The organism is Actinomyces sp. oral taxon 849 str. F0330, assembly GCF_000239715.1.
In the GTDB taxonomy this organism is placed as follows: Bacteria; Actinomycetota; Actinomycetes; order Actinomycetales; family Actinomycetaceae; genus Actinomyces; species Actinomyces johnsonii.
The window spans coordinates 1,713-14,136 of the sequence record NZ_JH470356.1 but is presented as its reverse complement, the minus strand read 5'-3'; the positions used below and the strand labels follow the sequence as shown (position 1 = coordinate 14,136).

10 protein-coding genes and 1 pseudogene are annotated in these 12,424 nt (G+C 62.7%); 1 reads left to right on the top strand and 10 read right to left on the bottom strand.

What is annotated here, in order from left to right; all coding sequences use genetic code 11:
• Together HMPREF0975_RS11095 and HMPREF0975_RS11090 are read right to left on the bottom strand one after the other, a co-directional pair.
• Nucleotides 1-506: ABC transporter ATP-binding protein (locus tag HMPREF0975_RS11095; protein WP_009234269.1), on the bottom strand; the 506-nt coding region annotated here is incomplete at its 3' end.
• Between the two features lie 501 nt (nt 507-1,007).
• Complete coding sequence (locus tag HMPREF0975_RS11090) at nt 1,008-1,850, bottom strand: sensor histidine kinase (protein WP_231381975.1); 843 nt, start codon at nt 1,848-1,850, stop codon at nt 1,008-1,010.
• A gap of 366 nt (nt 1,851-2,216) precedes the next feature.
• On the opposite strand from HMPREF0975_RS11090, the gene HMPREF0975_RS11085 reads away from it, so the two are divergent.
• Nucleotides 2,217-2,891 carry a response regulator transcription factor gene (locus HMPREF0975_RS11085; protein WP_009234266.1) on the top strand — a complete coding sequence of 225 codons (675 nt, stop codon included), beginning with the start codon at nt 2,217-2,219 and terminating at the stop codon, nt 2,889-2,891.
• Nucleotides 2,892-2,921: 30 nt separating this feature from the next.
• On the opposite strand, the gene HMPREF0975_RS11080 is transcribed toward HMPREF0975_RS11085, so the two are convergent.
• The 8 genes and pseudogenes from HMPREF0975_RS11080 to HMPREF0975_RS16255 all read right to left on the bottom strand — a co-directional run.
• Nucleotides 2,922-4,220, bottom strand: coding sequence for a S8 family peptidase (locus HMPREF0975_RS11080; RefSeq protein ID WP_232212516.1), 1,299 nt, complete (start codon nt 4,218-4,220; stop codon nt 2,922-2,924).
• Nucleotides 4,221-4,225: 5 nt separating this feature from the next.
• Nucleotides 4,226-4,606 carry a hypothetical protein gene (locus tag HMPREF0975_RS11075; RefSeq protein WP_009234264.1) on the bottom strand — a complete coding sequence of 127 codons (381 nt, stop codon included), beginning with the start codon at nt 4,604-4,606 and terminating at the stop codon, nt 4,226-4,228.
• Nucleotides 4,607-4,633: 27 nt separating this feature from the next.
• Nucleotides 4,634-6,622, bottom strand: coding sequence for an alpha/beta hydrolase family protein (locus HMPREF0975_RS11070; protein ID WP_009234263.1), 1,989 nt, complete (start codon nt 6,620-6,622; stop codon nt 4,634-4,636).
• The gene (locus HMPREF0975_RS11065) at nt 6,619-8,343 is read right to left on the bottom strand and encodes an ATP-binding cassette domain-containing protein (RefSeq protein ID WP_232212515.1); all 1,725 of its coding nucleotides are present in this window, start codon (nt 8,341-8,343) and stop codon (nt 6,619-6,621) included. Before HMPREF0975_RS11065 ends, HMPREF0975_RS11070 begins: the two co-directional genes overlap by 4 nt.
• Entirely contained in the window at nt 8,340-9,134 is a 795-nt protein-coding gene (locus tag HMPREF0975_RS11060; RefSeq protein WP_009234261.1) for a hypothetical protein, read from the bottom strand. Before HMPREF0975_RS11060 ends, HMPREF0975_RS11065 begins: the two co-directional genes overlap by 4 nt.
• The gene (gene adfB / locus HMPREF0975_RS11055) at nt 9,127-9,375 is read right to left on the bottom strand and encodes an actinodefensin-associated protein B (protein ID WP_009234260.1); all 249 of its coding nucleotides are present in this window, start codon (nt 9,373-9,375) and stop codon (nt 9,127-9,129) included. The genes HMPREF0975_RS11060 and adfB overlap by 8 nt, the downstream gene beginning before the upstream one ends.
• Nucleotides 9,342-10,475 (bottom strand): actinodefensin-associated protein A, encoded by a 1,134-nt coding sequence (adfA, locus tag HMPREF0975_RS11050; protein ID WP_009234259.1) that lies wholly within the window; start codon nt 10,473-10,475, stop codon nt 9,342-9,344. The genes adfB and adfA overlap by 34 nt, the downstream gene beginning before the upstream one ends.
• Nucleotides 10,476-12,011: 1,536 nt before the next feature.
• Nucleotides 12,012-12,424: pseudogene (locus tag HMPREF0975_RS16255) on the bottom strand (ABC transporter ATP-binding protein); the annotation flags it as partial.

Here is a 12,424-nt window from a genome sequence, read left to right as displayed (position 1 = left end):
ATGAGGGCGCGGGCGACGGCGACGCGTTGCTGTTGGCCGCCGGAGAGCTCGTTGGGGCGGTGGGTGAGGCGGTCGCCGATGCCGAGGATGGAGATGACGGCGTCGTACCAGTCCTGTGGGGGTTTGCGGTGGGCCAGGCGCTGGGGTAGGAGGATGTTCTCCTCGGCGGTGAGGGTGGGTAGGAGGTTGAAGGACTGGAAGATGAAGCCGAGCTGGTCGCGGCGTACGGCGGTGAGTTGTTTGTCCGTCATGCCGGACAGGTCCTGGCCGGCGATGAGGACGCTTCCGGAGGTGGGGGTGTCCAGGCCGGCCATGCAGTGCAGGAGGGTGGATTTGCCCGAGCCGGAGGGGCCCATGATGGCGACGAACTCGCCGCGGCCCACAGCCAGGCTCGCTGAGTCCAGGGCGATGACCTGGGCGTTGCCCTCGCCGTAGACTTTGGTCAGACCACGAGCCTCAACAACTGTGGCGACAGCAGAGCGGGTACCTGGATTTTGGTGCGGCATGTTGCGTCTTATTCCTTCCTCGCGGAGCCATGGTCGGTGTGTAATGCGGTTCCGTGAATAATTGGTGTATGGCTGAATTGTTTTGGAGGTTTGTGGGGAAGGTCAAAATATATTGAAAGAATAACTTATGCTAGATGTTGCTCTTGTGGGTAAATTCATTTACGTCACAGATCGCATCTTATGCGAAAGTCTCCAATCCTGAGGCATTTTAGTATGGCCGGACTCTGGTGGTAAGTGCTGACTTCACTAGTGTTTTTAGGTGAGGTAAGGTTTTGAGTGTATGGAGATGCTTGTGCGGATGGACACAGAAGCAGGGTCCCTCCGAGGGTGAGGGCGGAGAGGCTGAGAAGGGCGGTCTTGCGCATGATGGACTCCTTGTGGTTGGTACGTATCCTGATTCTGACTTACGTGCAGGCCTTTCGCTATTATTCTTATGGATGAAGATGCGTGCTACTTTCTGCGGACGCTCACTGTTGCGCTATCTCTGATGGTGAACATAGGTTACTTGTCAACTATTTTTGCTGGTGGCGTGCTGCTGACTGGAATACTGAAGACGGTGGTCCAGCGGTTGGGGGTGTGGGCGGTGTGGAGTGCCCCGCCAAGGGATTCGATGCGTTGCTGGGCTTGGGGTAGGCCGAGCTGCGATGAGGTGGTGGTGCTGGGCGGTTGGGTGGGGCAGATGGGGTTGGTGCACATGCACTCGAGGGTGTTGTCGTCCATCTCGATGGTGAGGGTGGCGGTGCTGGAGGAGGGTGTGTACTTGGCGGCGTTGTTGATGAGCTCAGCGATGACGTGGACGAGCTGTGGACGGATGTCCGGACCGATGCCGGGGTTGTCGAGCAGGTCGGTGCCGTGGGTGGTCAGGTGGGCGTCTCGGTGCGCGAGGGTTTCCTGGGCGGCATGGATGGTGTCTGTTAGGGGAGGCGGAGGTGAGGAGGCCAGGAGGAGCAGGGAGTCGTCTCCTTCGGTGGCATTCATGGCTTTGAGGCTGCGTCGTAGCTGTTCGACGGCGGTGCGTACGGGGGCGATGACGGCTGCGAGTTCCTGGTTGAGACGTTTGTCGTCTGGGGCGGCCAGGCGGGCTTGCTCGGCGATCATGATGGCGTGGCTGAGGTCGCGTACGACGGTGTCGTGGAGCTCGGAGACGACGAGGCGTCGTTGCTGGTCGAGCTTGTGCTTGCGTTTCTGCTCGGTGGTACTGGCCTGGAGGCGGTGGTGGCGGATGAACTCACCGATCATCAGACAGGGAACACCAATGACCAGAGTCTGGGCAACTCCTTGAAGCCACGTTGATGCTGCTGAAAGCTGTACCAGCATCGTTGCGAAGGCGAGTGCATAGGTCATGTCGCGTCTGAGGCCTCTGGCCAGAAGCATGACGCCGAGTCCCCAAGGTAGCACTAATGCGATAGCGCCCAGGTCGTCGGGTGAGAAGCTGGTGAGCCAGGCGAGTACGAGGCTTATGACTGCCCCTGCGGCGGGAAGCAGGGATGCGAGAGGGAGGCAGGCCAGGCTCAAGGCCGTGGTCAAGAGGCCGCGGGGTGTAAGAGGAGTCCCAGTGATTGGTGAGACGACGAGGAGGGAGACTGCGACTCCTGTGTGGAGTAGATGGGTGCGTCGTGTGGGATGCCATGCGAAGGAAGCCTGGCTGTTGAGGGAAGGAAGAGGCATGATGATCGCTCCCGGATCGGGTGAACTCGCTATGATTCTTCCATGAGGATGGATCCCCTTTCGACTGGCCTAGAGCACAACAACGATGCGGAGAGGATCCGGGTTGTCATCGCTGATGACGACCCCTTTGTTCTGCAAGCCCTCAGAGCCTACCTGAGCGAGGCGGAGGAGATCGAGGTGCTTGCCGCCTTCGGGACTGCAGCGGAGGCCTTCAGCTTCCTGCAGGGTTGCCGGGTCGACGTGCTCATCACCGATGTGCGGATGCCGGGAATGGACGGTCTTCAGCTCCTGACCAAGGTCAAGTTGGAGATGCCGGAAGTCGCCGTTATCGTCCTCACCTCCTTCGATGAGGATGAGGCCATGCGAGCCGCGCTGGACCAGAAGGCTAACGGCTTCCTCCTCAAGGACTCATCACCGGAGGAGGTGATTCGGGCCGTCATTGCTGCGTACAGGGGCGGAACAACCATCTCCCCGACCAGCACCTCCCGCCTCGTCTCCCGCTTCCTGCGCCCCGTTTCGACCCCGCGCCCCGGCGTCACCGAGGCTGAGCAGGCTGTGCTGGTTCTTCTGTGCAACGGGTATTCCAACGCGGAGATCGCCGAGCGTCTCTTCGTCTCTGAAGCCACGGTCAAGAGCCATGTTTCCCATCTCATGAAGAAGTACAAGGTGTCCTCACGCCTCAAGCTGGTGGTTGCCATCCATCATCAGGATAGGTGACGGTTTCTCGCATGCTGGCGGCTGGCTGCGTCATCCGGGAAGCCGGAGCGCACCCGCTCCGTACCAGGTATTACCCCCGCCTGTGAGGGGCTCGCACGTCAGAGCCTGCTTCTCACTGGGACAGGGGATCGGAGCCGCCGACGCCTTCAGCTGCTTCTCGACGTCGCCGGCCGACACTCCGCGTGACCTGAGGTCCGCCGCCGCCGCTGCGACCTGGGGTGCGGCGAAGGACGTCCCCATCTGGTACCAGTAGTACCTGCAGGAAGCCTGCCCTGACGGGCAGTCACTTAGAACCTCGTCGGTTCGAGGAGAGCCGTCGTCGTTAAGCGCACCCAGTTGACGGAGCTTGCCCGGCGATGCTGTGGTGAGGATTCCTAACTCCTGCCCCCGGGTCACGGCATTGCCGGGTTCCTCCACGGGCGGCTCACCCCCGAAAGTGACGATGTCGATCGAGGAGCCTATATTGGAGTAGCCGGCCCGGACGCCCTTATTTGTGATTGCTCCCACGGTGATGACGTCATCGGACTGGGCCGGCATGGTGACGCACTGCTCGGTGACGGGGCGCTCGCCCTGACCGGACCAGCCCGAGCTGTACGGGTCCGAGGTGCCGTGATCGAGATCGTAGGCCTCGTTGCCGGCAGCGGCGACGAGAACCACCCCGCGATCGGCGGCGTACCTCAGTGCGGAGGTTACCTTCTCCATATCCGTCTTCTGCTGCGCCCGTTCCTCAGGGGTGTCAGCAGGGGCATTGTCGCAGTAGCGGAACCAGGGGTCGACGGTGAAGCTCATGACGAGGACGCTCAGGTGCGCGTCCGCCCCGTACCGGATCGCCTGGCTGACCGCGTCGGCGGTGAACGTGCCCGTTCGGTCGCCGGCCTTGAGACTGACGATCCTGGCTCCAGGAGCTGCTCCGACGGTGCCGTGCCCATCTGCTGCGGCCGCGATGACCCCGGCGACGGAGGTTCCGTGGCCGGCGCCGTCCTGACCGGGATCGCCGCAACCGGCGTCTCCATCGCAGGAGCCTCCTGACAGGAAGGACCTGCTCGTGGTGGAGTCGTACGCGGCGGTCAGGTCGGGGTGGGAGGCGTCAACACCGGTATCGATGACGCCCACGGAAGCACCGCTGCCGGTAGCGGAGGAACCTGGATGATCCTGCCAGCTGAGGTACCACTGCTTGGACTGAAGAGGGTCGCCCGCAAGCAGCGAGCCATTGGACGACGACGGTGCGCTCGAGACGGCACCCGCCGTCGTGCTTCCCGCGCCCAGGAGGAGCAGGATCGCAGCGGAGATGGCCAGTGTCTTTCTGCGAAGGCTGGGTGCCGGTGCCATAACGCTCACCACCGGGCCACCTCCTCATAGAGCTCGCGCACAGGGGCGAGGGTCAGGATCACTGAGCCGTTGTGCTCGACCCAGGACAAGAATCCGGCCTCGCTGTTATACGGAGCGCGCTCTCTGCCTATGACGAGATCGACCGCGTGACCACGGCGGCGCGCGGCGTTCACCAGGGCCGCGTCCTTCTCGACGTCCCCGGAGAGCATATCGCCGTGCTTATCCAGCAGACCCCGCAGCGCGAGGAGATCGCCCTCAACCGCGTCGCGGTTCTCTGTGGAGGGCTGATCGGTACGGGGGATCCACCCTGTCATTCCGCTCTCGTCCCGGGAGGACAGAACGGTCTGGATGGATTCCTTGATGTCGGAGCGCTTGATGCGGCTCATGATCGGTATTCCTTACGTAGTGACTGGTTACTGGTGGAGGGGGCGCTGAGAGGACTGGCTGTGTTCGCTCATCCAGACCTCCTCGAGGCGGCGACGGTCCACGATCGACTGCCGGGAGTCGAATACGTGACCCTCACCGGGGAAGATGGACAGGGTGACGTCGGCGTCGGCGACCAGGAGGTTCTCGTACAGGTAGAGCGACTGCTCGGGAGTTGTCGCGGAGTTCTCATCGGAGTCCCCACAGGTCAGCAGGAAGGGGATGCCCCGGTGCGCGTGGGCACAGGGGAGGACGGTCATCATGCTGTACAGGCCAGGATCGGAGGCGGCGGTGCGCCGGTCGTGCTGGAATCCTGCCGGCGTCGTGTAGCGGTCGTACGCGCCGCTGCGCAGGAGCACCCCTCTGGGGGAGGATATGTCGCGCAGCACTGAGACAGCAGCGAGCGCCGCCCCGAAGCTGTGACCACCCAGAAAGGGAGACGTCGGAGAATCCGGTAGCTCGTTGGCGATCACGTCCAAGGCGGTCTGCCAGGCCTGGTGCAGCTCGGCGAGGATCTTCTCTGCGTGGACCTTAGCTAGTGCCTGGTAGTCGATGCCTACGCGTACCACTGGGCGAGAACCCGCATGGCACCAGCGGACGCTGTCCGGCTGCAGCGATCCCAGGTCGATGGGTGTGGGTTCGGAGGCCTCGGTTGGCAGTGCCCAGGAGCTGTCGAACCAGATCAACGGAACTGAGCCACGTGCCGACTCGGTCAAGGTGATGTCGACCGAGCGCTCGGGGAGGATGCGGGTGATCACGGTGCCGGGGACGCCATCGGCAGGGTCCTCCGACGCCGGGCACCACAGTATGGGGGCGGGGGCGGTCTGTGGAGTACCGGGTGCTTCGGCGGCACCGTCAGTGCCCACGAGCCGGTGACTACCGGTGGCGGTAATGACCTGGATCTTCTCGTTGGCCTCGTTGGGAAGAATACGTTTGATCGGGCTGTCGCCGGTCCATGAGCCCCCGGGCCACCGAAGGACTTGGGGCGTACCGAGCTCGACCCATGCTCCGGTTAGTCCGGGAATCCCGGTGTAGTGGCTGACGCCGTCAGCAACAGTGGCGATGACTGAACCGTCCTCAGCACAGTATGAGGTCACCTCATCGATCAGACGCTCGGTGAAGACCACGGTGCTGTGGTCACCGAGTGAGTAGCGAGAGACTGAACCGCGAGGTAGATCGCCGATGAGGGATACCGATAACGAGGGTCCTGATTCCAGGCCCTCCTCGGTTTCTCCGTGGGAGAGGTTGATGAGGTAGTGAGGGACGTGGTCCTCCCGCATGAAGGCGGCCAGCTCCTGGGATGTGCCGGCCATTCCGATGAGGAAGGGAGAGCCGGCTTCGAGGAGGACCACCGATCCCTGAGGAAGCCCGGGAAGCGGGGCGTCGTCGAACATGACGGTGCACAGGGAGGAGGTGAAGAACTCCTCCACCAGGGCATCTGGCCATAACTCGTCATCACTGTTGAAACAACTAACCGCCTTGGATGGGGAATGTTCCTGTCGCAGCCACACGACGTGGTCACCAAAGTGCCACAGCCGGGTGGAGCCGGCCGGGTTGGGGCGAAGACCCAGGAGGGAACGCGTACTGGCTCCCCACCGGGATACCGCGGTTCCGGCCTCGTCGTAGGTGCTGACCTGGACATGCCCGTCATCCTGCCAGGCGGACAGGACCCAGCCTCGTGGGCCGAAGGGCAGCGGCAGTCCGTCACCACGTTCGACGAAGAGGAGCGGGTGACCGGCACTAACGGTTCCCAAGTATCCGCGTGGTACCCGCGAGGGAATGAGGTCTCCGGACAGCCGGTCGTAGGTGACTCCTCGGTAACGGAGCAGGTCCATGCGAGTCTTGGGGAAGGTGTGGAAGACCGGAGCCTCCAGCACGGCTCTGGTGTCGGTGCGGTGGTCCACCAGCGCGTGGATGCTGACCTGGTTGATCCCTTCTCGCTGGTGCTCGACGGGGAGTAAGGAGGATGCTGCGTTCATGTAGATGCTTCGTTTCCTGCTCTGGTTAAAGTCAGCGTCGGCACCTCCCTGAGCCTGCCGAGCTCCATGCGGTAGGCCCGATCGGTCATGGCGAAGAGACGGGCGTCGTGCGTGGTGACAACGATGCAGTGATCGCGTTTGAGGTCGAGCAGTGTGGCGATGAGGCGGTCGGTGGACTCATCGTCGAGAGCAGCCGTGGGCTCATCGAGCAGGAGTACCCGTGGGTTGAGGGCGAGGGTCCGAGCGATCGCCAGGCGGGCGCGCTCTCCGCCGCTGATGCGTGCCCCGCGTTCTCCGAGCATCGTGCTCGTCCCGGAGCGGTCCCCCAGGTGTGACAGGTCGAGTCCGACCCGGCTGCACAGCTCGTGGATTCTGGCCTCGCTGATGCCGGGACAGACCGCCTCGAAGTTCTCCCTGATGGTGCCGCTGCGGAAGAATGGTTCCTGGGGGCAGTATTGAACGATGCTGTTCCAGGCCTCTGTACCAGTGGCGACGGGGGAGAAACCGGCGACAGTGATGCTGCCCTGAGTGGGTTGGTTGGCCCCGGCGATTAGATTGAGGAGGGTCGACTTCCCGCTTCCAGACGGGCCGACGACGGCGACGATCTCTCCGCATCGGGAGGTGAGGCTGACCGAGTCGAGAAGCACGGTGCTGCTTGCGCCGTCGGCGACCGAGAAGTCAGCCTCTCTGACCAGGAGTGCTCCGCCATTGGGGACGTCGACCGGTGTTGGGGGAGCCTCGTACCACTCCTCCTGCGACTCAAGGAAGTCGCTCACGCGAGACAACGCGGACCATGACATTGCCAGGCCTGTGCGGACTCCGGAAGCAGCCTGGAGCGGGGCGTAGAGCTGGGGCGTGAGAGCAGCTAGAGCAGCCAGGGCTCCAGGGGTCATGTTCCCCTGAACCACGGAGTACCCACCGATGATGAGCACGGCCACGGTTCCCAGGGCGCCGACGAGGTCCAGTGATGAGGAGAAGGCGCTGTCGAGGGTGATCATGCGGGTGTAGGAAGCGCGTACGTCAGCGGCCGTCTCCTCGGCCCGACGCCGGTCCGAGGGGATGTCGGCCGCTGTGCGGGAGAAGAGGTGACCGGTGACGCCGACGCGTTCCACCACGGTGCCGCTGAAGGTGGACATGGCGTCGAGCATGCTGTCGGTCGTGGCACTGAGCGTCCGGGAGACCCGCTCCGTGGGCAGGGTCAGAATCAGTGCCAGTGCGAGGACCACCAGGGTGATGGTGAAGGACCGGGTCCACATGATGCTCAGCAGGATTCCCAGCCGGGCGGTGAGGCCGAGGGCCTGCGGCAGGATGGTGGACACGAAGGCCTGTGCCTGTGCTGTGTCATTGGTGATCCGTGAGAGCAGGGAGCCTCCCGGCGCTGCGCTGACGGTGGATGAGGACAGTCGGGTCAGCTTGTTGAGCATAAGGACCCGCAGGCGCTCCTGGAAGCGCTGCCCGGTGAATGCTGTCATGCGCTGCGAGGCCACGTTGACTGCTGCGCTGGCGACTGCGGCGCCGGCTGCCAGAAGGCCCGGCAGGAGAATACCCGCCGTCGTGGGCTTCTGAGCCAGGCCATCGATGATGCGTTGGAGCATCAGCGGGGAGACCGTGCCCAGACCGGCCTGTGCAGCGACGAGAAGTGCCGCAATGATGATGGAGGGGCCGGATGCTCTCAACGCGTGACCACATGGTGAGGACAGCACCCGCCGTACGGATGTCATGCCTGAAGAAGAGCGAGCCGCCGACTGCGCCATGACTGAAGCACCTCCCTGCACTCACCTAGGCCCGATTGGACGTGGGCGTCCGATGGAGCGGTGGAGCTCATCGAAACGACGGCGGGGTAGGCGGAGACTTTGACACCTGCCTCGCGAAGCGAGGCGACCTGCTCGGAGTCGCGGTCCACCCACAGAATGGAACCGTCGAGCTCGGAGTCGTCGACATCGTGGTTCTCCATGACCTTGAGCGCTGAGCATGCCGTGCACGATGGGGACAGGATGATGAGGAGCTGATCATGATTCGCGTCGTCGACCTCGGTGCGGCTCAGCCGGTTCCACAGGTGCATGGCGGCGGTCATTACGACGGCCGATGCCAGGGCGATCACCAGGCGAAGGGGGCGGGGGCTCGTGATCGCCTCGCCGCTGACAGCGCTGGTCAGCAGGGCGGCAGCCGCGACGACGCACCCCCAGATATGGACGGGACCGACTTTCATACCCTCGATGCCGAAGCAGCCGCACTCCTGGCCCTTGAGCGTCGTGGCTCCGACCACGAATCCGACGTAGATGACGGCGAGAAGGAGGGATGCGACCCGATAGCTCGGAACGGCCAGCGCCATAACGGACACGACGATCTCAGCGGCGATGACGAAGTTGCTGGAGAGATGGAAGCGCAGGAAGTTCGCGCCCTCAGGCCAGGCGAGGCGGGTGCGGGCGGCCGCCCAGATCTTCGCTCCCGCCGTCCCCAGGAGGACCCCGGTTGCTCCTCCGATGAGCAATGTGATGAATGGGCTATTCATGAAGGCCCTCCTGGGGGTTAGTGATATTACTTGAATCGACAATCATGCCGGACTCAATAGCGGACTCAATAAGTGGTGAAAGCGGGACCGGACTGGTGGAATGGAGGGCCTCATCAAGGAGCATCCCGTTCTCCTCGTCCAGCTCGTGGACGGAGAGACGACGGAGGTCGGCGAGTGTCCATCCCCCGTTCTCCAGGTGCGTCAGGGTCATTCCGTCAGCGAGCCTCCAGCGCTGAGCCATGAGGTCACCCACCTTTCTGTTTCTACGGTTTCCTTGACGTCCAGTGCGTACTTCTGGCGGAGGAAGGGGTCTTGTCCGATCAGGGCCATTCCGTCGACGTCGATGCAACCCTGGGCGGCGAGGGAGCCGTCGGCCAGCTCCTCCTGCCAGGAGTGCCACATCTCGCCGGCCTCCCTGACAGCGCGCAGGCGGGCCGCGGCATGGTCGTTAACGGGCTCTTTCCCAAATCTGCGGAACAGCGCTGCGTCATAGGTGCGGATGCCGTTGCGGACCTTCATGGAGCGCTGCTCAACAGGAACCTGGGCGAAGGGGCTGATAACGGCAGGGTCGTGGGCTGGACGGTAGAGCGAGTCCGATGATGGCGATGAGTTGCTGGAGACCGTCCACAGAAGCTGGGCTACCCGCGGCGAGAGCCCCTTCGTGGCTTCCGTCCATGAGGACAGCGACACGATCCTTGCAACGTCGATTGCCTTGATGGCCTCAATGCTGAGCCACTGGGGTTCAGGCTCCACGATGATTGGTTCTAAAGTATCCGAAGCATGCTCGCCTGAGTCCGACGTGTCCTTCTTGGCTAGTAGCCGCTGGAAGAAGCCTCCACCTTGGGTATCGCTCTTCATCTCGCTCGAAATGGCTCCGATGAGGTCCCGAATACCCCGTGCATCGATGCGGTTCGCCTTGGTCTCGGGTGGAGTGGATGTATCTTCCAAGGTAGGCGCCGCAAGAGCGTTGAGATAGCGCAGGATGATGTCGTCAACGGGCGTTGGTGTCGAGGAGAAAGGGGCGGCGGCGTTCCGGCGCAGGGCCTGGGCCAGTGCCTCCTCAGCCGCCTCAAGACTGATGGTGCCGATGCTGTACTGCTCCGGCTGCAGGGCCTGGATCTGGTCGTTGACGAGCTGCGTACCAGGCATTTGGTGAAGAACGTCAGTGAAGATCGACTGCCCGAAGGGCGGTCGGACGTCTGCGATGCGGGCGAGAATGAACCGAAGAGAGGCGGAAATGTGCTTGTTTGAGAGCGTGCCCTCATCAACTTGTTCCCAGATTCCTGCGTTGTTGATGAGTAGTTGGTTGCTGTTGGCCCAAGGGGCGTCATGTTGACTCATTTTTGCATGCATTCTTGACTGTTTGAACAGGTTTCTTTGAGGGTGGTATTGTTGATGTGTTGAGGTTGTGAGATGTCGTCATCAATTGGGGTGGTGGTGTAAATTGGTGAACATATCTGCTGTCGTCCCTTTTTTGGCTGCTGTATCCGCTAGGATGGGAGGTTGTTTAAAGTGTGGTGCGGGATGATTCGTCTTGCTGGCTTACGCATGAGGGGCATTAAGAGCGCTAAGTGTCAGTTCGATCCTTGGTGCCTGTCTGCGTCCTGCTGGAAAGGGTATTAGGTGTCTGTCGACATGGAAAGTCTCCTAAGGGTGGTCTGCGGAGGATGGCGTCCTCCCTAAGGGGGACTCGCTGTGAGCTTGAGAACTTTGATGTATGAGTCAACTAACAGAAGAACGCTGCTGTCGAGAGGGATGGGTGGGGTGTGCAGAACGACTTGTGTCACAGACCTCCAGTGGAAAACTGGCCTCAGCCTGGAGGGGCGAGGTGGGATCCCGTAAGTAATAAATGGGGGCTGTTGATTTCAGTGCCTGCCCAGCCTGTGGTCGGGTTAAGGTGTGTGGTCACCTCGAATTGGAAGGCTACGAGTCTGTCTGGCAGTCCTGGTAGAGGGGGTTGCGACAACGCTATGAGCTTGGTTCGCCACATGATTATTGAAATACTGTGGCGGATTATCTTCGTTGCGCTACCTTGGCGTGCCTCATTCGACAGTTGCCGAATGTTGATCGAGGTTCCTCTACGGGGCTGTCGCTGCAGTTTCGACAGTCGGTGGCTTGGGGTGTCAGGAAAATAGTTCCATGTGGATCTCCTTATTCACGTGAGGTTTGTGTAGGGGTGAAGGAGGCTGATAGCGGGTGCGGATGCAGCTCCGATCGTTCTCGTCGCGCGGTCAGTCCTCAGAGAGAGCCGCGACCGGTGGTGCCGAGGTGGCCCGCCCTGCCAGACGCAGTGAGGCAGGCAGACCGACGGCCAGAGTTGCGGCAAGGGCGTTGAGAAGCGCGAGGTAGGGGATGGATGGCGACGGTCATCCCCTCCATCTGGCCAGCTGTCGCGTGGGTTCTTGTCGTCCTGAGGATGGAGCTGCCGGCGGCACGCAGAACCCCGATCTCCCTGATCCGCTTGAGCACCGAGACATCCGTGGTGTTGGTCAGCCCGGACAGGGCGATGACCAGGGTGGCGCCCAGAACCAGGCAGACGATTCAGGGGCAGCCTTGTGATGATGGATGACATCTGCTCAGTCGCGGCGGCGCTACCGTCCACCATTAGGGGCTGGCCGCGGATGGCAACAATGGGCTCGCGCTCAGTCTCCGCCGTCATGGTGCTGCCGGTGGAGCGAACGCACATGGTGGCGTTGGTGGGGGCATCTCCGTTGAGGCGCTGTGCCACTGCCGGGCTGACTGCGGCTCCCCAGCCCTCCTGGACGCGGGCCGTCAGTTCAACGCTGCCGGCGGGGCCGGTCAGGGGCACAGCGAAGCCGTCGGGGATGTCATAGATGCCGCCCACGACGTGGGGACTGTCATTGTGGTGGTTGGGTTGGTCGCCGGTGATGTGGCCGTCGCGTAGGCGGATGATGCGGTTGGTGGTGGCTGCGGCGTGTTGGTCGTGGGTGACCATGACGACGGTCTGGCCGAGTTGTTCGCACATGTGGGCGAGGGTCTGAAGTAGGTTGGCGGCTGAGGTGGTGTCGAGGGCTCCGGTGGGTTCGTCGGCGAAGATGACCTCGGGGCGGCCTATGAGGGCGCGGGCGACGGCGACGCGTTGCTGTTGGCCGCCGGAGAGCTCGTTGGGGCGGTGGGTGAGGCGGTCGCCGATGCCGAGGATGGAGATGACGGCGTCGTACCAGTCCTGTGGGGGTTTGCGGTGGGCCAGGCGCTGGGGTAGGAGGATGTTCTCCTCGGCGGTGAGGGTGGGTAGGAGGTTGAAGGACTGGGAAGAGTGAAGCCGAGCT